The 22,991-nt window shown below is 41.2% G+C and carries 22 protein-coding genes and 1 other RNA gene; 7 read left to right on the forward strand and 16 right to left on the reverse strand.

The window, feature by feature from the left end; genetic code table 11:
• Positions 1-100: 100 nt before the first annotated feature.
• The 3 genes from ABI367_RS15540 to ABI367_RS15550 all read right to left on the reverse strand — a co-directional run bounded on the left by ABI367_RS15540 (position 101) and on the right by ABI367_RS15550 (position 3,749).
• Positions 101-1,384 (reverse strand): DNA polymerase Y family protein, encoded by a 1,284-nt coding sequence (locus ABI367_RS15540; RefSeq protein ID WP_462227751.1) that lies wholly within the window; start codon positions 1,382-1,384, stop codon positions 101-103.
• A 62-nt stretch (positions 1,385-1,446) separates the two neighbouring features.
• Complete coding sequence (locus ABI367_RS15545; protein ID WP_462227752.1) at positions 1,447-2,244, reverse strand: hypothetical protein; 798 nt, start codon at positions 2,242-2,244, stop codon at positions 1,447-1,449.
• A 125-nt stretch (positions 2,245-2,369) separates the two neighbouring features.
• Positions 2,370-3,749, reverse strand: a complete 1,380-nt coding sequence (locus ABI367_RS15550) for a sigma-54-dependent transcriptional regulator (protein WP_462227753.1) — start codon at positions 3,747-3,749, stop codon at positions 2,370-2,372.
• A gap of 560 nt (positions 3,750-4,309) precedes the next feature.
• Between ABI367_RS15550 and ABI367_RS15555 the strand changes: the two genes are divergently transcribed.
• A complete protein-coding gene (locus ABI367_RS15555) occupies positions 4,310-5,251 on the forward strand; it encodes a HamA C-terminal domain-containing protein (protein ID WP_462227754.1) in 942 nt (313 codons plus the stop codon).
• Positions 5,238-7,826, forward strand: a complete 2,589-nt coding sequence (locus tag ABI367_RS15560) for a DEAD/DEAH box helicase (protein ID WP_462227755.1) — start codon at positions 5,238-5,240, stop codon at positions 7,824-7,826. Before ABI367_RS15555 ends, ABI367_RS15560 begins: the two co-directional genes overlap by 14 nt.
• A 609-nt stretch (positions 7,827-8,435) precedes the next feature.
• On the opposite strand, the gene ABI367_RS15565 is transcribed toward ABI367_RS15560, so the two are convergent.
• From ABI367_RS15565 to ABI367_RS15605, 9 genes are all read right to left on the reverse strand, one after another.
• A complete protein-coding gene (locus ABI367_RS15565; RefSeq protein ID WP_462227756.1) occupies positions 8,436-8,891 on the reverse strand; it encodes a cold-shock protein in 456 nt (151 codons plus the stop codon).
• Positions 8,892-9,039: 148 nt separating this feature from the next.
• On the reverse strand, positions 9,040-9,231 hold the full coding sequence (locus tag ABI367_RS15570; protein WP_462227757.1) for a cold-shock protein: 192 nt from the start codon (positions 9,229-9,231) through the stop codon (positions 9,040-9,042).
• A 296-nt stretch (positions 9,232-9,527) separates the two neighbouring features.
• Positions 9,528-9,812, reverse strand: coding sequence for a GIY-YIG nuclease family protein (locus tag ABI367_RS15575; protein ID WP_462227758.1), 285 nt, complete (start codon positions 9,810-9,812; stop codon positions 9,528-9,530).
• A 145-nt stretch (positions 9,813-9,957) separates the two neighbouring features.
• Positions 9,958-10,344, reverse strand: an RNA gene (rnpB, locus tag ABI367_RS15580) — RNase P RNA component class A.
• 151 nt (positions 10,345-10,495) lie between these two features.
• Positions 10,496-10,909: a c-type cytochrome gene (locus ABI367_RS15585; protein WP_462227760.1), complete on the reverse strand. Its 414-nt coding sequence runs from the start codon at positions 10,907-10,909 to the stop codon at positions 10,496-10,498.
• Positions 10,906-11,556, reverse strand: coding sequence for an SCO family protein (locus ABI367_RS15590; protein ID WP_462227761.1), 651 nt, complete (start codon positions 11,554-11,556; stop codon positions 10,906-10,908). Before ABI367_RS15590 ends, ABI367_RS15585 begins: the two co-directional genes overlap by 4 nt.
• A gap of 1 nt (position 11,557) precedes the next feature.
• Positions 11,558-11,965, reverse strand: a complete 408-nt coding sequence (locus ABI367_RS15595) for a hypothetical protein (protein ID WP_462227762.1) — start codon at positions 11,963-11,965, stop codon at positions 11,558-11,560.
• A gap of 55 nt (positions 11,966-12,020) precedes the next feature.
• The gene (locus ABI367_RS15600; RefSeq protein ID WP_462227764.1) at positions 12,021-12,473 is read right to left on the reverse strand and encodes a DinB family protein; all 453 of its coding nucleotides are present in this window, start codon (positions 12,471-12,473) and stop codon (positions 12,021-12,023) included.
• A gap of 44 nt (positions 12,474-12,517) precedes the next feature.
• Positions 12,518-13,006 (reverse strand): SHOCT domain-containing protein, encoded by a 489-nt coding sequence (locus ABI367_RS15605; protein WP_462227765.1) that lies wholly within the window; start codon positions 13,004-13,006, stop codon positions 12,518-12,520.
• A 147-nt stretch (positions 13,007-13,153) separates the two neighbouring features.
• Between ABI367_RS15605 and lepA the strand changes: the two genes are divergently transcribed.
• The 3 genes from lepA to ABI367_RS15620 all read left to right on the forward strand — a co-directional run bounded on the left by lepA (position 13,154) and on the right by ABI367_RS15620 (position 16,263).
• Entirely contained in the window at positions 13,154-14,941 is a 1,788-nt protein-coding gene (lepA, locus tag ABI367_RS15610; protein WP_462227766.1) for a translation elongation factor 4, read from the forward strand.
• 78 nt (positions 14,942-15,019) lie between these two features.
• Entirely contained in the window at positions 15,020-15,901 is an 882-nt protein-coding gene (locus ABI367_RS15615; RefSeq protein WP_462227767.1) for a bifunctional 5,10-methylenetetrahydrofolate dehydrogenase/5,10-methenyltetrahydrofolate cyclohydrolase, read from the forward strand.
• Between the two features lie 56 nt (positions 15,902-15,957).
• A complete protein-coding gene (locus ABI367_RS15620) occupies positions 15,958-16,263 on the forward strand; it encodes a GIY-YIG nuclease family protein (RefSeq protein WP_462227768.1) in 306 nt (101 codons plus the stop codon).
• Between the two features lie 71 nt (positions 16,264-16,334).
• Here the strand turns inward: ABI367_RS15620 and ABI367_RS15625 are convergent, their stop codons facing one another.
• From ABI367_RS15625 to ABI367_RS15635, 3 genes are read right to left on the reverse strand one after another with little or no spacing between them, the layout of a single operon-like run.
• A complete protein-coding gene (locus tag ABI367_RS15625) occupies positions 16,335-16,673 on the reverse strand; it encodes a Rieske (2Fe-2S) protein (RefSeq protein ID WP_462227769.1) in 339 nt (112 codons plus the stop codon).
• Positions 16,674-16,679: 6 nt separating this feature from the next.
• Positions 16,680-17,444 carry a hypothetical protein gene (locus ABI367_RS15630; RefSeq protein ID WP_462227771.1) on the reverse strand — a complete coding sequence of 255 codons (765 nt, stop codon included), beginning with the start codon at positions 17,442-17,444 and terminating at the stop codon, positions 16,680-16,682.
• 20 nt (positions 17,445-17,464) lie between these two features.
• Entirely contained in the window at positions 17,465-17,731 is a 267-nt protein-coding gene (locus tag ABI367_RS15635) for a hypothetical protein (protein WP_462227772.1), read from the reverse strand.
• A gap of 122 nt (positions 17,732-17,853) precedes the next feature.
• On the opposite strand from ABI367_RS15635, the gene ABI367_RS15640 reads away from it, so the two are divergent.
• Positions 17,854-18,477, forward strand: a complete 624-nt coding sequence (locus ABI367_RS15640) for a 7-carboxy-7-deazaguanine synthase QueE (protein ID WP_462227773.1) — start codon at positions 17,854-17,856, stop codon at positions 18,475-18,477.
• A gap of 40 nt (positions 18,478-18,517) precedes the next feature.
• Entirely contained in the window at positions 18,518-20,416 is a 1,899-nt protein-coding gene (locus tag ABI367_RS15645) for an OmpA family protein (RefSeq protein WP_462227774.1), read from the forward strand.
• Between the two features lie 130 nt (positions 20,417-20,546).
• Here ABI367_RS15645 and ABI367_RS15650 read toward each other — a convergent pair whose 3' ends face one another.
• Complete coding sequence (locus tag ABI367_RS15650) at positions 20,547-22,976, reverse strand: hypothetical protein (RefSeq protein ID WP_462227775.1); 2,430 nt, start codon at positions 22,974-22,976, stop codon at positions 20,547-20,549.
• Positions 22,977-22,991: the final 15 nt, after the last annotated feature.

The raw sequence follows: 22,991 nt of genomic DNA on the forward strand, positions 1-22,991 counted from the left end.
ATTTAATATCGCTTTCATAACTTTATGTTTTATGTTGATACTAAGGTAATGAGGATATGTGTGGTTATGGTGTTGTTTGTGTTATGTTATTGTAAACCAATTATCCCATCGTTTTGTAATCCAGGTCAGTCAAATCCTTTACCGAGCCAAAGCCAATCACATCTTTAACCACCTGCCCGTCGGTCATTTCAACAGCGCGGATAAGTTTGTCTGAGCCAAATTTATCTTTTATTTCATGCATGGTTTTAAATGCGGTTTCCTTGCGGTCCATATCTTCAAATAAACTGTACAGCATATTACCATTGTTTACAAAGTTGGTTACACCCACGCGCATACTGGTTATTTCTGTAGTCATTACAGGGCCGGTTTGGGTTAGTTGTTCAAATTTATCAATACGTACACGTATCATACGCATAATACTTATGGCATCCTGCACAGGGGTAGTTATGGTAAAGGCATCATCCCAACGTGTACCATCTTCATAACGGGCAGTAAACGCTACCGACTTACAATAAAACTTATGTTTTACCATGCGCTTTTCCAGGGTAAGGCAAAGCGTCATAAACAACTGGTCAATATAGGTAATGTGTTGCCTTTTTTCTGCGGATATCTGCCGCATGGCCTGCATACCCCTATAATCGTGCGCGGCAATATTGGTTTCGATAAAATTGAGGCGATAATGCCAGTAAATACCTTCAATCCCTTTAAAAATAGCTTTCAATTTATCGGGGCCGGCGTACCGCATTTGCAATGGAGTATTTATCCCTGCCCGCTCAAGCCGATAGCTCATATTGCCGCCAATACCGGGCATATCACCTAATTTTAACGGGCGTAGTATGTCGTCAATATTTTGCGGGGTTATCAATAGCAGCCCATCCAGTTTTTTGCCGCGTACCGATCCCAGTTTGGCTAAAAAAGCATTTGGCGCAATACCGACGGAACAGGTGAGCCAATCGCCCACTTTTTCTAAAATATCACGTTTTATTTTTTTGGCGATAGTTACCGGATCAAGATAGTCATAGTTGGTAAGGTTGATAATGGCCTCGTCAATACTTTTGGCTACCACGTCCTTACTGTATTGGAGTAATACATTAATAATTTTGGTGTGGTACTCGCGGTAACGGGCGGGGTTGCTCTCAACCGGCACCAGGTCAGGGCAAACCGCCATGGCATCATTTAACCGCATCCCCGCTTTTAAACCACGTGCTTTTGCCTCTTTTGAAAGTGAAATAACGCAGCCATACTTACCCGTATACACGCAAACCCCCACGGGCCGATGGCGTAGCCAGTAATTGGCCTGCTGCTCGCAACGGGCAAAGTAGCTGTCCATATCAACAAACAGCACCTTCGATTCGGTTTTTACTTCAATGGAGTTTTGATTCACTTTGTAAATTTGCTAATAATATTAGCAAAAAACAAAACTAAATCCTATTATAATTTAATATATTATTTCGGGCGACGATCCTCTGAGAAAAGCACACTCATTAAAATCGGCTGTTTAATTATCTGGCCATGACTATAATAGGCATTCCAAGGCATAAGACCTATTACCCTTATCGCTTCATCATTAAGTATTTTGTCATCACTGGGCTTAAATAAACTTATGTTTTCGGGTTTCCCTAATTTGCCAGGTTGAAAAACGATGTTAATTCTTTTTGCCCCGCTTTTAAGATTGGGGATAATTAACCAATTAATATGATCATTTATAAATTTTGTACGCGCATTGCTGTCCTCATTATAAACCGCATCTTTAACGAACGGATAAACAAATTCCTTAACCCCGGTAACTTTTCCGTTTAAAACAACGACACGAGTTTCGGCAGCATAAACAGGGCTCATGTAAGTATAAGTATAAATTGGTTTTCCTTGAGCCGCCCAAATATCCCCCTTAAACCACACGGCTTTTACCATTCCATTTTTAACTGTTACCGATCCATCATTAAACAAAGGTGTAAGGTCTGTTTTGTGTTGAAATTTTGTATCGTTACAACTATAAATATTGATTAGGTACAGTTCATTATTAACTACTGTCCATTCCGCATTATAGCTGTCGCATGGGTCATCATAAGAAGTGGTACGATAGCTAACCAGTTTTTCTTTAATAGTTTTTACTAAAGGATATTTATTTAGCGGACTTTCGGAAGTTAGCGGAAAGGTTTTTCCGTTGATGATGATAATATCGCTTTTAGCTTTGAAACTAAAAATCAACATAAAAACAATATACAGGATAAGGAGACGGTTCATGAATTAAATATACAAAAAAGCCCCACGAATTTTCGTAAGGCTCTATATATTGAGGTTAATTTCTTTAGTTTCGAAATGAGAAAAACATTCACTCACTCACTAATTCACTCAATCACTAATTAAAACTACTCCCCCCTTTTCAACCCGTACTTCTCAATTTTACTGTACAGGTGGCTGCGTTGTATATCAATATCGTCGGCGGTTTTTGATACGTTCCAGTTGTTTTTTTCGAGTTTGAATTTAATATACTCGCGCTCGGCATAGTCCTTATAGTCCTGGAAGTTTTTAAACTGGTTAAAATCGGTTTCCGCAGCGCCATTGCCATTTGTGGCGGCAGCTACCGGCGCCGACGGGTTGGCAAACGCCTTCACATCCGCATCCGTAATGGTTTTATCGCTTAGAATAATTAAGCGCTCCACCATATTACGCAGCTCGCGGATGTTACCCGTCCACGGCAGGGCTTTAAGGGCCTCCAGCGCCGCTTCTGATATCTTTTTAACCGGCATACCGTAGTCATTGCATATCTCCTCTAAAAAGCTTTGCGTTAGCAGGCTTATATCGTCCCTGCGCTCGGTTAGTGGTGGTACGTGTATCAGTATCACACTCAAGCGGTGGTAAAGGTCCATACGGAAGTTACCCGCCTCAATTTCTTTCAGCAGATCTTTATTGGTTGCGGCAACTACGCGCACATTCACCTCAATTTCCTTTTCGCCGCCTACGCGGGTTATTTTGTGCTCCTGCAGGGCGCGCAATACTTTGGCCTGGGCCGACAGGCTCATGTCGCCTATCTCATCCATAAACAGGGTACCGCCCGATGCGGATTCAAACTTGCCTATGCGCTGTTTGATGGCCGAGGTAAACGACCCCTTCTCGTGCCCAAACAACTCGCTCTCTATCAACTCCGACGGGATGGCCGCGCAGTTAACCTCTATCAGCGGGGCGTTGGCACGGCTTGATTTTTCATGCAGCCAGCGGGCCACCAGCTCCTTGCCGCTGCCGTTGGCACCGGTTATCAGTACGCGGGCATCGGTCGGGGCCACGCGCTCAATGGTTTCTTTTATTTTGCCTATGGCCTGGCTCTCGCCCAGTATGGGGCGAACTTTGGATACCTTACGTTTTAACGTTTTGGTCTCTACCACCAGACTGCCCCTGTCCAGCGCGTTACGCACGGTTATCAGGAGGCGGTTTAGGTCGGGTGGTTTGGAGATGAAATCGAAAGCGCCTTTTTTGCTGGCCTCCACAGCGGTCTCCACCGTACCGTGACCGGATATCATAATAAACGGCAGATCGGGTTTTATGGCCAGACCCTCGCTTAAAACCTCCATGCCGTCCATGCGGTTCATTTTAATATCGCATAGCACCAGGTCAAAATCTTCCTTGCGGATCAGCTCCAACCCGTCGACGCCGTTATCTATATCAACAACTTCATAATCTTCATATTCCAGTATCTCGCGCAGGGTACTGCGTATGGCGCGTTCGTCGTCAATAATTAAAATTTTAGCCATGTTTATTTGTTAGGTAGTTACGTATTTGCTAATATATGCTTTTGTATATTAAACTAAACACTTTTGGAGGGATGTTGTTTTGGGTTTGGTTAAATTTGTTGATTGGGTTGATTGGGTGAGTGGTTGGGGCTGAGTGTCTGAACCGCTGATTATGGTGATTGTTGGATTGCGCTGATGCCCGATTAGCAGCAGCGAAATTTAAGCATGATTTTTTGGGTTAACAGGGTTAACACAACTTAACATATTTCGGCAAAAAAATGAGTTAATTAATTGATAATCAATTTGTTAATAAAAAAAGGTGTTAACCATGATTTTATTTTTACAACACATTGTCTTTCAGTATTTTATACCAATAAAGTGGTTTTTTTGTATTTAAGGGTGAAATTGAAACTTTTTCACTTAGTCACGAGTACGCAACCCGCTGGCCGGCGCTGGATACTCGCGCCAGCATTGGGGCAATAAGATAATTTATGTATTTAGTGAGGTATAACCTATTGATAGTAAGTTAATTTGTAACTTAGACTTTATTTAATAGTTTTCACAACCTTATCAAATCTATTATGATTCAAAATCAGGCTGAACAAATCGGTTTAGAAGATGGCTTTGACGTTTCAGAAGATAGTTATAATGCGCTGATCGACGTAATTCATCAAGATATAAAAGTAAATGAACGGGTTGATGCCAGTTTTCATTTTTTAAAATATCATGATTGTATTGACCGCGAGGGAGATTTTTTAAAAAGCCTCCGCAAACATCTTGTATACTATTGTTTTCCAAAAGCAAGATACAAAGGTAAAACAGTTGATGAAATAACCGAGTTGGTTTTTGAAGGGCGGGATAAATTCTTTAATGCTAAGGATTCAGCGAATGGCCGCAAAGGCTCCAGCAGGTCGGGTGAACTTGGAGAAATAGCCCTATATTTTTTACTGGAATCTTATCTAAAAGCTCCCCAAATCATCAGTAAAATGTCCCTAAAAACGACACAAGGAGAAAATTTCAAAGGTTCAGACGGCATTCATTTAGGTATTCAGGGCGATAAGAAATGTATCTTTTATTGTGAATCAAAACTTAACAAAAAGCGTGATGCTGCTTTTGACGATTGTGTTAAATCTGTTTTAGATTTTCAAGGAAAGAAAAAGGATTTTGAAATATCAATCATCAACAATCATATTGATGTATCAAATGCAGAATTGCGTGAAGCTATTATAGAGTTTTTAGATCCCACCAAACCAAAGGGTGATGATTGGCTTGAAGTGCACGCTTGTTTTATAGGGTTCAATTGGGACAAGTTTGTTGACATCGAAACTTGTTTACCTAATGATAAGTTAATGGGCGAACTAAAAAAACAACTTACAGCAGAAATCTCTGTGATGAAAGATTATTTGAATAAGAAAATAGTTTATCCTTCCATAAAACAACGTTTTTTTTTCTTCGTAATGCCTTTTAAGGACATTGACACGTTAAGGACTACCTTTCTAACCTTGTTATATGGAAACAAATAGCGAATCCATTTATGACACACTTTCTGAACGAATCAGCAAGTCTGATAAGTTTAAAGTCTATAACAGGCTTGTTCAGAATGAAATATTAGGGAGTTTAAACTTGCAGGGCATTTCCGGAATAAACCTACAGGTAGATGATATACAATTTCTGATTCAGTCTGCATCTATCTTCGCCTGTTCCACTAAAGATGAATACAAACAAATTGGTTACAGTATCGGTACGTTGTTGTATATCTATTATAAAGAAGAATATCCGGAAATTATAGATATCTGTTCCTTTTTATTGGTTCGATTGGGTAATTTCCCGGCACATCAATTATTGATGAAAAAATGTGCCATAACTGAATCGGAGAAATTTTCAGAAATGCCTTTTGATTTACAGATTGAATCAGCCAGCAAAAGCGTTGAAAACAAAGTACATATTGGTGAAGTCGAACTTCTATTAACTGATTTCCAGCGAGATTTATTAGAATCTCTAACCAAGGGGATTGACTCCAGTTTTTCAGCACCTACTTCCGCAGGAAAATCCTTTTTGCTAATTCTCTATATTATTAACTTAATTAAAACAAGGGATCAGGTTAATATTGTTTATGTGGTACCGACAAAAGCTCTTATCAATCAGGTTAAAAATGACATCCGCGAAAGCTTTAGGAGATATGACATAGATGATGTACGGGTGCTCTCTTCAACTATCTCTTTTGAATTTGAAGATATATACACTCAAATCAAACAGGAAAAGCACATTTTGATCTTAACACAGGAAAGATTAAGCAATTTTTTATCAAAATCAGAATTGGATATAAATCTTGACGTACTTATCGTGGATGAGGCGCAAAAAATCAACGACGGCAATAGAGGAATTATCCTAGAACGCGTGATACGACAGACTATAAAGAGATTTCCACTATTAAAAGTCGTATTTTCTTCACCGCTTGCTTCAAATCCTGAATTTTTTCAAAAGTATAAAGTATCAGTTCAAAAATTCCAGACAAACTATTCACAAGTACACCAAAATGTTATTTTTCTTAATTCGAATAAAAAACTGGAGTTCCTTGCATGTCTGGGTGTGACACAAATGCCAATATTAAAAGAATCTACATTGCAAAAACAGTGTCCTACTACAAATAAAGCTAAAATGGCTTTTTGGGCGTTCCACCTTGGAAAAAATCAATCAAATATCTTATACGCAAACGGAGCGTCCGATACTGAGCAGTTAGCGAGCGAATTGTGTAAATATTTGCCGGATGTACAGCATGAAGCCATAAGCATTTTTTCAGAATTTATAAAGGATAATATACACACAGATTATACATTGATCGACTGTCTAAAGAAGGGTGTGGTTTTTCACTATTCGACTATGCCCCGTGAACTCAAGGAAAAGATCGAAGAGCTATTTGCAAATGAAAGCATTCCGGTAAACTATCTTTGTTGCACAAGTACCTTATTGGAGGGTATGAATTTACCCGCACGAAATGTATTCATCCATAAGCCAACAAAAGGCCGAGGAACCAAAATGGGTAAATTTGACTTTTGGAACTTGGCAGGAAGAGCGGGGAGATTATTAAAAGATTTTTATGGAAACATTTATTGTATAGATGTACGGGAATGGGGCATCGAGGGCTATATTCCCGAGAGATCAATTGAAAACTACACCATAGAAAGTGCTACCGAAGATTCCTTAAGTACCCGAAGTGCCGACCTGTCGGCTTATTTGCAAAACGCCAAAGAGCCCTTTCCGGCAAAAGAAAAAGACATTTTAGAACAGGCAACATCAACATTTATACTCGATTTCTTAGAAGATAATGCCAATACGGTTGAACGATTTGTAAGTGAGAATCAAATGGTGCTTAACTCTCTGGACAACATATTAAAAATAGACGGAGCCATTAAAACTATTGCAACGAAAAATGTCTTGCCAAAAGAGATATTACGAAAAAACTCGGGAATAGACCCGCGGTTTCAAAATGACCTTTTTTTATTGTTTCACACAAAAATATACACTTACTTTTTGCCTAAATATCCAGCATCCGGCACGGAATTTTATAACTCCTTAGTAGCAATTTATCAGATAATTGATGATTTGTTTTTGGGAGGAACTGACAAAAACATATTAAGACATTATGCAGTAATTTCCTCCCAATGGATAAATGAAAAATCTATTGGATTTTTAATTCAGGAGCGAATCGATTACGAAAAAAAAGAAAATAAATTTGTTTCAGTTAATAGATGTGTCCGGTCGATTGTAGACGAAATCGAACGCATCGTCACATTTAAGTATTCCAAATACTTAAAGTGCTACACAGATATTCTTCAACATTTCTTATTGACATCTGGCAGAGAGATCAATGTTATAAATTTGTCGGCTTATTTAGAACTTGGAGCTTATCATCCTACAACTTTAAGTTTATTATCGTTTGGTGTATCAAGGACAACTGCGATACGATTAAGAATAATTATAGGTAACAACAATTTGGACAGAGCTGAATGTCGAAAGTGGATAGATGACAATATGGAAAGGAAAAAGTCCGAGTTACCTAAAGTCTGTCAGGATGACTATGAAAAGAATTTTGAATAATACCCCTCACCTGCTGGCGCACGCGTGTCGCGTGTGATAAATTATGATTTGTTTGAATGTCCTATGTAGTTGAATGTCCTATGTAGAGATTGCCACGCTACCGCTCGCAATGACGCGCGGAGAGTGGTAGGCGGGCTACACACTACCCGTTCGCAATGACATAAAAGGAAATGTGGGCACCCGTCAGCCAAGCAACTTCGGGCGAAATCAGGTACAAACAATGGTGGGTGGTGCGGCTGCAGGGTATAGTAAATATTTGCCGGAGGGTTGGGCAAGCGCGACGCGGGGCAACTGTTTGCGGCCCAGGTTTTACCTGATTTGCAGGGCAAAGGCCCAGTGCGGCAGAGAAGCCTTTTGGCTGACTTGATCTTTTGTTACTTTTTCATCAAGGAAAAAGTAATAGGCCTCCGCGGCTATGAGCGGCGGATGTTGTCGTTTTCCACATAACACATTCTTGTCCTATGTAGAGGTTGCCACGCTACCGCTCGCAATGACGCGCAGAAATAGAAGCAATGACAATGTGGAGAGATGACATTGAGAAGAACGTAAATTGATGGTGATTGGTACAGTTGTAATTAACCAAACCAATCACTTAATCAACCCAAAAAACTACTTAACGGTTTTTTTAACCTTAATGGCGTTTAAGCCCTTTTGCCCCTGCTCGGTTTCAAAAGTAACTTTATCGTTTTCGCCAATTTGCTCTAGCAAGCCGTTAACGTGCACAAAAATGCTTTCCTGGCTTAGCAGGTCCTTAATAAACCCAAAACCTTTTGACTCGTTAAAGAAAGATACCACGCCATTACGCACCACCTCAACTTCAATATCTTCCTGTTTGGAGGTACTTATCTGTATGCTTTCTACAGCAACCTGCTTGCGTTTGGTTGCGTCGGGCGGTGTTGAGGTAATGTTGCCGTTCTCGTCAACATAGGCCATCATTTCTTCTAAACCTTTACCCTTATCGCCATTGGCTTTACGCTCTTCGGCTTTTTCTTTTTTGTCCAGTTGTTTTTTGAGCTTCTTTTTTTCGCGCTCTTTTTTACTAAATGTTTCTGTGGATCTACCCATTATATTAATTAAGTGTAACATTAAACTTCGTTCACCCGAAGTTGCGGTTTTTATCAATTAGCTAAGGCTATTTGCCCTGGTCTTAAAAATTACGTACAAAAAAAGCATCTCCCATAAAGGAAGATGCTTTTAAATGATTTATAGTGTGTTAAGCTACTTTTACATTTACTGCGTTAGGTCCTTTACGGCCTTGCTCAACTTCAAAACTAACAGAATCGTTTTCGCGAATGTTGTCAATTAAGCCTGTTGAATGTACAAAGATTTCGCTTCCACCATTAGCAGGTGTGATAAATCCGAAACCTTTTGTTTCATTAAAAAATTTTACTGTTCCTTCTTGCATTATATTGTTATTAAATAAATTATATACAAAGGTACGCATAAATAACGGTTATTTTACTTTTGGTGTAATTATTTAATTGTGTTTAAGGGTGTGGGGAATAAATTTAAAAAGAGCGCTGTCATGGTGAGCCGCGTCGAACCATAGCGGGTAAGGGCCATTACGCACATCCTTCGACGAAGCTCAGGATGACAGCCCACTGTTTGTTTAAGAGGGTTGTCATGGTGAGCCGCGTCGAACCATGGCGGGTAAAGGCCATTACGCACATCATTCGACGAAGCTCAGGATGACACCCTGTTTTATTTCTTTTTTGATAATTGTGGCAAATGATGCCAATTACCATTTATGATCGCTTCCTTTTTTGCTCTTCTCCATCCTTTAACTTGTTTTTCAAAAGCTATGGCCTGGTTAACATCTGAAAACAATTCATTAAAAACTAACTTTAAAGGTCGGCGTTTATAAGTATAACATCCTACATTAAACCCGGTTTCATGTTCAAAAAGTCGCCTATCCAAATCATTAGTTATTCCGGTGTAATATGACCCATCATTACATAGCAAAATATAGACGTGATATAGTTTCATTTTATACCAAGATACAAAAAAGCGCTGTCATGGTGAGCCCGTCGAACCACAGCGGGCAAGGGCCATTACGCGCATCCTTCGACGAAGCTCAGGATGACAGCCCGCTATTTAACAAAAAACCCCTTCCGTTTAACCGAAAGGGGTATACAGCAGCAAACCTGTAAGCCGGGTTCTGTACCGTCCCGATAGCTATCGGGACGGCTTCTATCATTAATCTGGTATTGCCGTTGCCGGCAATCTTAAACAACCTACCCATCCTAACGATCCGCTTGCGCAGATACGGGAGCGAGCAGCTCCGCTTTCAGGACCTATTTGGTTTTTCAACTCCTGAGGTTTACCGCAATTACGGTTACCCGTAAAGGCCGTGAGCTCTTACCTCACGTTTTCACCCTTACCCCGGGGGGCGGTTTATTTTCTGTGGCACTTGCTGTCGCCGGCTGTCGGCGCCTTCCCGTTAGGAAGCAGGATGCTCTATGTTGCCCGGACTTTCCTCCGTCCACTTGAGATGAACAGCGATAGAACGTTTTGCAATTACAAAGGTAACTAAGATTTATAAGATAAAAGGATTATAAGATGAACACGGGTAAATCAGGGTGTCATCTCGAGCATAGCGAGAGAAATCTATACATATGCTACGCCGGGTTATGTATAGATTTCTCTCTCCGTTCGAAATGACAGAGGGATTATTTACAGTTTTTCAAATCACCCTCCGCCATGGCGGTAGTAACCACCCCCATTTTATTCCCGAACGAGTTATTTACATAGGTTAGCACCTCGGCAATCTCTACCGGGGCGAGGTCGGTAAGGGGCATTTTATTGTAAAACGCTTTTTTATTGATGGTAATGGGCGCATTCATGCCGTATTTTACCATACAGGCCAGTTGCTGTTTATTGGCTTTAAGATAAACCGAGTCGGTAAGCGGTGGTATCAGGGCGGATAGTCCCTCGCCCTTGTCGCCATGGCAGTTTTGGCAACGGCTTTGGTAAACTACCTTGCCGCTGGAATAATAACGGCTAAACTCCAGCGCGTCCTCGCTTTGGCAGGCAACCAGCACCGCCAGCAATAAGCCAATTATGCAAATGGCGCGTATTTTCACTTGGTGGGGTTTTGGTCGGCTTCGGTACGCAGGGTTTTAATATCGGCTATTAAATTTTCAACTTCCTGGGGCTTGGTGCCGTCGTACGTTCCGCGTATGCGCTGCTGTTTATCTACCAAAATAAAATAACCATCGTGTATAAACATTTGCTTGGCATCCTCCTGCGGTTTGGTAACCAGATAGCTTTCAGATAGTTTATAAGTATCCTCTTTCTTACCCTGCAAAAAATACCAGGTGTTACCGGTGATGTCCAGCTTAGTGGCGTAATTTTTTAATACATTAACGCTATCGTGCTTAGGGTCAATGCTGTAGGATATAATTTTAACATCAGTAGCATCCTTAAATTGTTTATATACACTAAGCATATTGCGGTGCATAACCGGGCAGATAGACGGGCACGAGGTAAAGAAAAAATCGGCCACGTAAATATCGCCATTAAGGCTTTTGTTGGTTATGCTGTCGCCATACTGGTTTATAAATTTAAATGCCGGTATGGTATGGTAAATGGTATCTACAACGGTTTGGCCATTTACGTTTTTAGCAGCCACTTCGCGTTCGCCATAAATGGGTAATGTTTTTTTGCTGCCTGTTAAATTACACGCGCTGTATAAAAGCAATATAGCGGCCGCACCCAATAACTTTTTCATATTACTTTTTTAACTGGTTAAGGTATTCTGTAGATTTTTGAATAGCTACGTTTATTTGCGAATCAATAACGGTTACCTGTCTTTTTTGGCCGGTAAGATAAGCCACCTTTTCATCGTGCGATTTATCCTTTTGTTCGGGGTCAAACCGCTGCATCCAGTTCTCCATCGCCTGTTCAGACACTATCAAACCCGCATTAAGTTTAATCAGCTGATTTTTTTGAGCCGTATCCTTAACCGTAGTAAGCAAGGTATCTATCTTCATTTTGTTCTTCATCAGCTGCTCGTCCTTGCCCATTACTTTATCGTGTGCTTTAATAACATCATCAAGCAGGGCTTTTTCCTGATCGCTGCTACTGTTACAGGCAGCAAGGGCCAATGCGGCAGCGGCTATAATAAATAACTTTTTCATGTTTGGTGTTGTAGGCTTCAAAATTAACAATTAATGCGGCAGCATCGGTTAGTTTTTATTGTCTTAAATAAAAAATAAAATCAGTATTGGGCAGGTTTTCATTCCCCGCCTGTTTTAAAAGCTGACCTATTTGAGCGCGGTGATGCGTGCCATGGTTAATAACATGGGTTAATATATCAGCCAGTTTGTTTTTAAATTCAACGCCCTGCGAGTTTTTGTAGATTATTTCTTTGTCGAAATCCGCCTCATCTAACCCTCCCAGGTAGTTTAGCCATTGCTGATGGTTATCATTTATCGCCTGGTCAAATGTTTCAACCGCAGCTTCGGGCCAGACGGTATAATCAGTACCGCTTGTTCCATTACATCTGCTAAGCCATACCTGCTGAGCGGCCAGCAAATGCGCCATTAACTGCACCGGCTTGTTTAACGGGGTTGCCTTAACAATGGTTGAAATTAGTTGGTTGGCATAGATATCGTAATTAAAAAGTTGCGTAAAATAGGCTTTCATTTTTTACAGGATTAAATCCTGTAAAAATAAGTGTATTCTACATATTATTGCCCCAATAATTTCTTCTTCTGACTATCATACTCTGCCTGTGTAATGGCTTTGGAGTCGAGCAATGCTTTTAGTTTTTTGATCTCATCGGCAACAGAGTTTACCGGTGCTGCACCAGTTTCTGGTGTGCATGGTTTAACCTCGCAGGCGGCAATGGCGTCGTCGATAAATACGGTATATCGCATGGGGCCGCCCGGGTTTACGCTAAAAATATATTTATCAACACCGTTAATGCGCATGGTTCTTATATTTTTGATAACGGCGCCAACATTGGCAAACTCCTTGGGTAGGTTACGTACGCTACGCGGGTTAGGTATCAGGCCATGATCTTCTAAATACAAAAACGACCCATCTGATTTTGACCCACGACCCAGCTTTACGGTATCGCCAACGTGATAGGTAACACCATTTGAAGCTTTGTACTGGGTTTGTGCCTGCGTTATGAAGGGAAACAGCAGTGAAAATATAAATAATACCTTTTTCATAGTTATTTAATTTGATCCTGGTAAAAAATTCAAATATACATAACAGCTTTGCCTGTAGTAAAGTTTTTAGACATAGCTTTATAAACACCTTTAAACCCTTAAAATCACACTTAAAAATATCGCCTAAAAAACCTATTTTTGCGGCGAATGAAGCACATACGCAATTTTTGTATTATAGCACATATTGACCACGGCAAAAGTACCCTTGCCGATAGGTTGTTAGAATATACCAATACCATTACCCAGCGCGAAAGCCAGGCCCAATTGCTGGACGATATGGACCTTGAGCGCGAACGCGGCATCACCATAAAAAGCCATGCCATACAAATGGATTATGAGCTGGATGGCCAGAAATATGTATTGAACCTGATTGATACCCCCGGCCACGTGGATTTCTCGTACGAAGTTTCGCGGTCTATTGCTGCCTGCGAGGGCGCTTTGCTGATTGTGGATGCGGCGCAGGGCATACAGGCACAAACTATATCAAACCTTTATCTGGCTTTGGAGAATAACCTGGAGATCATCCCGGTACTGAACAAAATGGACCTGCCCGGCGCTATGCCCGAGGAAGTAAAGGACCAGATTGTAGAATTAATAGGCTGCAAACGCGAAGAGATTTTAGCCGCATCGGGTAAAACCGGTATGGGCGTGCATGATATATTACGCGCTATTGTTGACCGTGTACCCGCCCCTGTTGGCGACCCCGAAGCACCTTTACAGGCGTTGATATTCGACTCGGTTTACAACTCGTTTCGCGGTATTGTGGCTTACTTTAAAGTGGTTAACGGCGAGATACGTAAAGGCGATAAAGTAAAATTCTTCGCTACCGAAAAGCAGTATATAGCAGAGGAAGTGGGCACGCTTAAATTAAAGCAGTTGCCTAAAGACGTTATAAAAACGGGTGATGTAGGTTATATCATTTCCGGCATTAAAGAATCGCGCGAGGTGAAGGTTGGCGATACCATTACCACCATTACCCGTCCCTGCGAAACCGGCATACAAGGTTTTGAAGAGGTTAAGCCGATGGTTTTTGCGGGTATTTACCCTGTAGATACTGAGGATTACGAAGAGTTGCGTGAATCAATGGCGAAGCTACAGCTTAATGATGCCTCGCTGGTTTTTGAGCCGGAATCATCCGCGGCTTTAGGCTTTGGTTTCCGTTGCGGTTTCCTGGGGATGCTGCACATGGAAATTATCCAGGAGCGCTTGGAGCGCGAATTTAACATGACGGTGATTACCACCGTACCCAACGTGTCATACCTGGCCTATTCAACCAAAGGGGTCGAGATAGTGGTAAATAACCCATCAGACCTGCCCGACCCCAGTAAAATTGACCGGGTTGAGGAACCATACATTAAAGCTACGATCATTACCAAATCCGAATTTGTGGGGCCGGTAATGTCGCTTTGTATACAAAAACGGGGGTTTATAAAAAATCAATCGTATTTAACATCCGACCGTGTGGAGCTGGTATTCGAGATGCCGATGGGCGAGATCGTTTTTGATTTTTATGATAAGCTGAAAACTATTTCAAAAGGCTATGCCTCGTTTGATTACCACCAGATAGGCTACCGCCCGAGTGATTTGGTACGTTTGGATATTAAATTAAACTCGGAGCCTGTTGATGCTTTATCATCATTGATATTCCGCGGTAACTCGTACGACTTTGGTAAAAAGATATGCGAGAAGCTGAAAGAGCTTTTACCGCGCCAGCAGTTTGAAATTATTATACAAGCATCCATAGGTGCTAAAATTATAGCCCGCGAAACGGTGAAAGCCATGCGTAAGGATGTTACCGCCAAATGTTATGGTGGTGATATATCGCGTAAGCGTAAACTATTGGAGAAACAAAAAGCCGGTAAAAAACGGATGCGCCAGGTAGGTAACGTAGAGATACCTCAAAGCGCGTTTATGGCGGTTTTGAAATTAGACTAATATTAGACCCAAGAGTCAAGAATCAAGAGTTAAGACAAAGCTTATCTTGATTCTTGACTCTTAATTCTTGAATCTATAATGCAATTACTCGACGGAAAATACGTATCAGAAAAACTTAAAGGAGAAATAGCCGAGCAGGCTGCTTCTTATTTGGCAAAAACAGGCCGCAAACCACATTTGGTAGCCGTATTGGTGGGCCACGATGGCGGCAGCGAAACTTATGTAGCCAGCAAGATAAAAAACTGCGAAAAGGTAGGTTTTCAGTCTACTTTGGTGAGGTATGAGGATACGGTTAGTGAAGCTGAATTGCTTAAAAAAGTAGAGGAATTAAACGCCGACGCGGATATCGACGGCATCATCGTACAACTACCCCTACCTAAACACATCGATCCTGAAAAAGTAACCGAGCGTATTGATTACCGCAAGGATGTAGATGGCTTTCACCCGGTTAATTTGGGCAGGATGCAGCGTAACCTACCCTCATTTATCCCCGCTACGCCTTATGGCATTACCTTAATGCTTAAAGAATACGGTATTGATACCGCAGGCAAACATTGCGTGGTGGTGGGTCGGAGTAATATTGTAGGCTCGCCCATGAGTATTTTAATGGCGAGGAATACACAGCCGGGCAATTGCACCGTTACCATTTGCCATAGCCGCACCCCTGATATTAAAAAATTTACGCTGGATGCCGATATCCTGATCGTAGCCATCGGCAAAAAGAATTTTATTACTGCTGACATGGTTAAAGATGGCGTTGTTGTAATTGACGTAGGCATGAACCGCGAAACATCAACCACCACCAAATCGGGCTTTAAGCTTTATGGCGATGTTGACTTTGATAACGTGGCCCCAAAAGCTTCATGGATAACACCTGTACCCGGTGGGGTGGGGTTAATGACCATCATAGGGTTGTTAAAGAATACGTTAGCTTCGGCTAAGAAGGAAGTTTATTTATAGCAACCAATGTCATTTCGACCAACGGGAGAAATCTATACATTGACAGGCTATACCGTATGTGGAACTATAACTTTTATATTTACATTACTACCAATCCTACAAAAACGGTCCTGTATGTTGGCGTAACCAATGATTTAAGCAGACGCATACAAGAACATACCGAAAACAAAGGCAACAAAAATTCATTTGCCGGAAAATATTATTGCCATAACCTGATTTATTATGAGCATTTTAATGATATTAACTATGCTATAGAACGCGAAAAAGAAATCAAGAAGTGGAGCAGAAAAAAGAAGAACTTATTAATAGAATCCTTTAATCCTGATTGGAGGTTTTTAAATAACGAGATCAATCAGGAATAACATTGCATAGCCAATGGTCTACTTAGTGAGTGTATAGATCTCTCACTTTGTTCGAGATGACAGAGAGGGGCTCACCCAAACATCTCCCTCCACTTATCCCCAAACGACGCTATCCCAACATAAACCCCATCCTCCCTTATTTCCACCGGGTAGGTATCTACATAATCATGCTGGCCCGGGTCGCCTTTGCCGGTTTGCAGGTTATAGCTATAGCGGTGAAACGGACAAATGATCTTGCCCTCCCTGCACCAGCCGCCACTTAGTTCGGCACCGGCATGGGGGCAGGTTGCCGATAGGGCATAAATACGCCCCTCATACCCTACCAGGCAAACGCTTTTGCCGCCTGCTTTAACTTTTTTAATAAATGGTTTGTTATGATCTGTAAGCTCGCCTACCTTGTACCAATTCATTATATATTAAAAATCGATCTTGAGGTTCATCACCGAAGGGTCCTTTATCACCTCGTTCATATCGGTTATCAGGGTAACGGTGCGCCTGTCGGCAGATACGATGGCTTTGGGATTGGTTACTTTTTTTACGGGTTTGGCAAAATTAAGCACCAGTTTATAGGGCATATCAATCAGCATAGCCTTGGCCATGGCAAAGGTTGATGATGTTTTTTTCAGAAAAGCGTTAAACTTAGCTTTATCAATAATGCGGTAAAATTTATGCGGGGTAACGTCGTAATCATAATAATCCTGCCCGGCAACCAGTTGCTGCGCGTCAAAACCCTTAATATTTTTGCCGGTTTTAGCCACATTATTTACCTGGTCGCCCAATGATATTTTAGAGATATGGTCCAGGTAATACTCCAGTTCGTTGCTGTTTTTAGCCAGGTGACTAATGTTTACCTTCATGATGTTTTTACTCAGGTCCATCTTAACATTCAGGTCGCTGCCTTTGGCCATTTGATATTCCTCGGTACTCATTTTTAGCTGGGTAGTATCGGGCAGGGCGCTGTAAAAGTTAAGCGTGGTGTCCTTTTTCATACTGAATTGCGGGGTTTCGCGCACGGAGTCGGTCATTAAATTCATCAGCACCGATACCGCCTTACTCATGTCAAAACCGTACACCACCTTAACCGATCCATCCGCTTTAAAATCATAATGCTCCTCAATATCCACACATGACGTGAAGCAAAGCATTATAAAAAGCAGGAAAAGTAGATATGGCCTTTTCATAGAGTAAAGCTAACTAATAATTAAGCCTTATTATTATGCTTTAATGATATTTTAAATCTTTGATAAATATTTTCATAGGCTTCGTCTTCATTATAAAATATATCTTCATTCCACCTGTTGCCTCTTTCTTGTTCAAACACGCGCCATTCTTCATATTTTTTATTATCGCCATAATAATTGAAGTTACGTTCCATATTTGTTCCTTCAATAATTCTATCGTCCAAAGAATACCATGTTGGTTTAACGCCTAAGGTGTCAAGTTTTTCAATCAACTCTTGTTTTGTCATATAAATTCCAAACTTACTATAAAGTTATATTTTTTAGTTTTATCTATTTAAAAAATCACCCAAATCTCACCTTTACACCTTAACCTTTAACCTTTCCCCTCAAAACCGTACCTTTGCCGCCTATGGCACACCAGGTTCCGGAAGATGGCACATTGCTTCCTTTAATGGAAGAGTTTTATACGATACAGGGCGAGGGATTTAATACCGGTAAGGCGGCTTATTTTATTCGCCTGGGCGGCTGCGATGTGGGCTGCCATTGGTGCGATGTTAAAGAAAGCTGGGATGCCGAAATACACCCGCTTACCCCCGCCGACCGGATAGTTGCAAATGCCTTACCACACCCCGGCAAAGCCGTAGTAGTAACCGGCGGCGAACCTTTAATTTATAATTTAGATTACCTGACCACCCAGCTACAGCAACAAGGCATTAAAACATTTATTGAAACATCGGGCGCTTACCCGCTATCGGGGCATTGGGACTGGATATGCCTGTCGCCCAAAAAGTTTAAGGCACCCATGTTGAGTGTGGCCGAAAAGGCTGACGAGTTAAAGGTGATCGTTTTTAATAAGTCCGACTTTCAGTTTGCCGAAGAAAACGCCAAACTGGTAACTGCAAACTGCAAACTATATTTACAGCCCGAATGGTCAAAGTCAAAAGAAATGACGCCGCTTATTATTGATTATGTGATGAACAACCCTAAATGGGAAATCTCCTTACAAACGCATAAGTATTTAAATATCCCCTGATTTTTGTAACTTAGGATATATACCCTACGTACCATACGGAATGAGCAGGTTAACTTTCCTCGTTTTATTATTGGTGTTATCTATTACCGGCTTTGCGCAGGCACCCTACAGCACTACGGATAAAGACGCGTTAAAATATTTTAGCGATGCCAACCGCGCCATTGACGATCATGTATATGAGGAGGCCATCCAACTGCTGCAAAAAGCAATAGCGACCGATGGCAAGTTTATTGAAGCCTATGCCCAGTTGGCCGACGTTTACCGGTTAAGAAAATACAATACCCAAGCCATTGCAACTTATAAAAAGGTTATAGCATTAGATGCCGATTTTAACCGGGGTGTTTACGTTAAACTGGGCGAAACAGAACTTAATGAAGGTAAGTATACCGATGCTTTGCAACATCTGGAAAAATACCTGACCTACCCCAACATCAACGCGGCAAACACAGCCGCGGCAAATAAAATGATAACCGATTGTAAGTTTAGCATCAATGCCATGCAACACCCGGTTAGCTTTACTCCGGTAAATATAGGCCCTGAAATTAATACCGCCGACGATGAGTATTCGCCCATTGCTACTGCTGATGAAAAGACCCTGATTTTTACCCGCCAGATAAACGGTAACGAAGATTTTTATCAATCAATCCGTCAGGATAATAAATGGCAAAAAGCCACCTATTTAAGCGACAAAATAAATACACCCACCAATAACGAAGGGGCGCAATCCATATCGCAGGATGGCAAGTACCTGTTTTTTACAGGTTGTAACCGTCCGGATGGCTTGGGCAGGTGCGATATCTACATCTCGCAAAAAAAAGGCGATGAATGGGGCAAACCGTTTGATTTGAGTCCGCCGGTAAATACTTCGGGTTGGGAATCGCAGCCATCTATTAGTGCCGATGGGCGCACGCTGTATTTTGTAAGCAACCGCAAAGGTGGTTATGGCGGTTATGATATCTGGAAATCAAAACTTACCGATAAAGGCTGGGGAGAGCCGGAAAACCTGGGACCAAACATTAATACGGCTTTTAACGAGCAGTCGCCATATATCCATGCGGATGACAGTACGCTGTACTTTTGCTCAAACGGTTGGCCGGGCATGGGTAACCAGGATTTGTTTGTGAGCCGTTTAGGTACCGATGGCAAATGGCAGAAGCCGGAAAACCTGGGCTATCCCATTAATACAAACCGCGACGAGAACGCGCTTACTTTAACAGCAGATGGGATGACAGCGTTTTTCTCGTCAAACAGTTTAAAAGGTTTTGGCGGTTTTGACATTTACACCTTTGAAATGCCGGTAAAACTACGCCCTCATGTAGTAACTTATGTAAAAGGCACCGTAGCTGATGCCAAAACCAAACAACCGCTTGAATCGGCGGTTGAGATACTGGACCTGCAAAACAACCAACCGGTTTACCAGAATTATAGCTCGCCGGAACAAGGGGACTTTTTGGCGACACTTACAGCCGGTAAAAACTACGGCCTCAATATTTCAAAAACGGGTTATTTGTTTTATTCAGAGAACTTCTCGCTCGTAGGTCATCAGCCAAACAACCCATTTAACATTGCCATATTGTTAGAACCTATTGAGATAGGCAATAAAGTAATATTAAAAAACATATTTTTTGATACCAATAAGTTCGACCTGAAGCCCGAGTCAATGGCGGAGTTGCAAAAGCTGATCGAATTTTTGCAGGTAAACCCAACTATCCATATTGAAATATCCGGCCATACCGATAATGTGGGTAACGACCAGTTGAACCAAACGTTATCACAAAACCGGGCAAAAGCAGTATTCGGATATCTTGTTAATAACCAAGTTGATGCCGCCAGACTGGTATTTAAAGGTTATGGCAAAACCCAACCCATAGCGCCGAACGACAACGACGATAACCGCGCCAAAAACCGCAGAACAGAGTTTAAAATAACCGCTAAATAGGCGGAAAGGTTAAAGCTGAAAGCAGAAAGCTAAAGATTTGACAGGTAAGATATTTGGTTTTGCAGCTTATTGCTTTCTGCTTTTCGCTTTCAGCTTTCGGCTTTTACCTTTATGCTTTCCGCTCTAAATCCTACTTGGCTTTAACTACATTAAAGGTTTTCTCGCCATAAACCACATCATTGCTGGTTATACCTTGTACAATTATTTTAAACCTGCCGGTGATATCGCTGGTATAAAATGAAAATTCGGCATCGCCGGTTGATTTGATCTGCGAAAGATGGTTCCAATAAATAGTCGAAACATAATCAGGTTGTGAGGGGTTTAATTGCGAATAATCAGCCGGATAAAACTCAACAGAATTATAGATACCTTTAAACATTACCCTGTAACTTGTATTTGGTGGCAATTTTATCGGACAATCTGTTATGTAAACATTATCGCGTTCGTTTCGATGATTTGGACAATTTAATATGCCGTATCTGCATATATAATCGCCGCACTTAGCATTTACATAAAGCTTTCCGACACCAAAAAACTGGTCGTCTTTCTTATCAATAATTTTAACTTCATTTAATTTAATAGACCGTTGAAAACCATCAAGCTGAGCATTAGCTGTGTTTTGCTGGGCCGTTGTGTTATAGTCTTTATAGGTTAGCCAATCCAGTATTTTGGGGTCAATTAAACTATATGGATCGACTATCTGCACTTTATAACTATCAGGGTTATCGCCCCCAACCATGGCTAATAATTTTTTTTCGGGTTCGGTTACCAGGTCATTATTATCAAAAATAATATTCCCTGTGCTATCAGTTTCAACCTGTGTAACACCTGCCCCGTTCATTAACATAACTTGTACCGGTTTTTTTAAAGGTTTATTATTAACTGTGCTAACCAGTCCACTAAAAACAGGCGTTGTAAACTGGCGAACCGTATCTGCTTCTTTTACCTTCAGCACATCCGTCCATTTATATCTCGACCATCCCTTTATCAATAAAACGTCCTCTAAAAAACCCTTATCGGCCTCCTCATTGCCTAAATAATTGTCTTTTAGGGGTAGTTCGCCCAATTCGTTTTTTAAATAGAAATAGCTTTCAATATCGCTCTTCTTTTTTGCTTCCACACGGTTATCCTGCACACAGGCAATGGATACCAGCGCCATAGCCGAAGTATCAGCAGCGGGCTTATTGAGCCTTATTTTAACATTAACCTTTTGTCGTGTAGTATACTCGGGCAAGCCTGTATTAATTTGCAACGTTTCGCGCCGGTTATAATGTGCAAAAAATGTACGTTGCAAAAAGGGTCTGCCCAGGCTGTCGGTAATCGTTAGCTGGGTAATACCCTTGGGTACATCAACCAAAAGTACTTTTACACGTTTATTGGCCCCTGTCATTAGTATGGGCATTGCTGCAAACAGTTGCTTGTAATTATGCACCAGCAATAACAGCTTTTCGGGCTTATTATCAAACAGCATAACAGACAATGTATCATTTGCCAACGCATGTTGTGTGGTTAAAGACGGCCCCACCGATAATACTACAGGCAATTCATACTGCTTTTCGGCATTAAATAATTTAACATAATACCGGGTGCCGGCCCGGGGAGTTATTAAAAATTTACCCATGCCGTAACCATTTGTTTCAATGGTATCAACGGGTTTATCGTTTTGGTAAAGCACAGCGGTTGCTTTAATGGGACTACCATTTGCCGCCTTAGTTTCCCAGCCAACATGGGTTTGTAAATTGTTTACCAGGTTACCGCCTTCTGGATAAAAGTTTACCACATCAGGCTGTTTGGCAACCGGCAGCACCATGCTTACTTCTTTTTCCTCTTTATTATATTGAATATTGACATAGAGTTTATTATTACCCTCGCTCAAAATTTTTGACGGGATGTTAAAAATATACTCGCCTATTACACTTGTTTTAACCACGCCCGATAATACATGACTGGCCGGGCTGCCCACATAATAACTTACCTGTGCATTAGCCAAGGGCTGTATCGATATATTGGCCAATAACCGCACTTTTCTTTCTGCCGAGGTTATTGCGGTATCAATAGGGCTAAGATAGGCGTTAAACGTTTGCTGTCCGGATGTTTTAATAGTAATTGACTGTTTAAATATAACCCAGGGCCTGCCTTGCTTCATTACATTAGTATACGCTACTAATGTGTAATTACCGGCACTGATTGAATCAGGAATAAACATATTGCCAAAAGCCAACCCTTTTTGTATCAAAAATTTATCTTCCAACACTACTTTACGGCTATCATCCTTTACCAGGTTAACCAACAATACTGTATGATCATTTTCTCTTTTTGGGTTGATCAAATAAGCGGTAAACCAAACATTCTCATTATTGGAGTATACGGTTTTATCAAAATGAACAAACATGGCCGGTATTTGCTGTTTTATGCCATACAGTTCGACATGAGTTTTTGAGCTATCAATATATGCGGACGCTGTTTGCGAAAAACAATTGCCCGCGTATAGGCACCCCAAACAAAAAAAAGCAACCATTTTAAAATAGCTGCTTTTATATGTTTTTAATATTGAAGGCATTAGTTTCAGGTTTGA

It is taken from the genome of Mucilaginibacter sp., from assembly GCF_039935595.1.
Taxonomy (GTDB): domain Bacteria; phylum Bacteroidota; class Bacteroidia; order Sphingobacteriales; family Sphingobacteriaceae; genus Mucilaginibacter.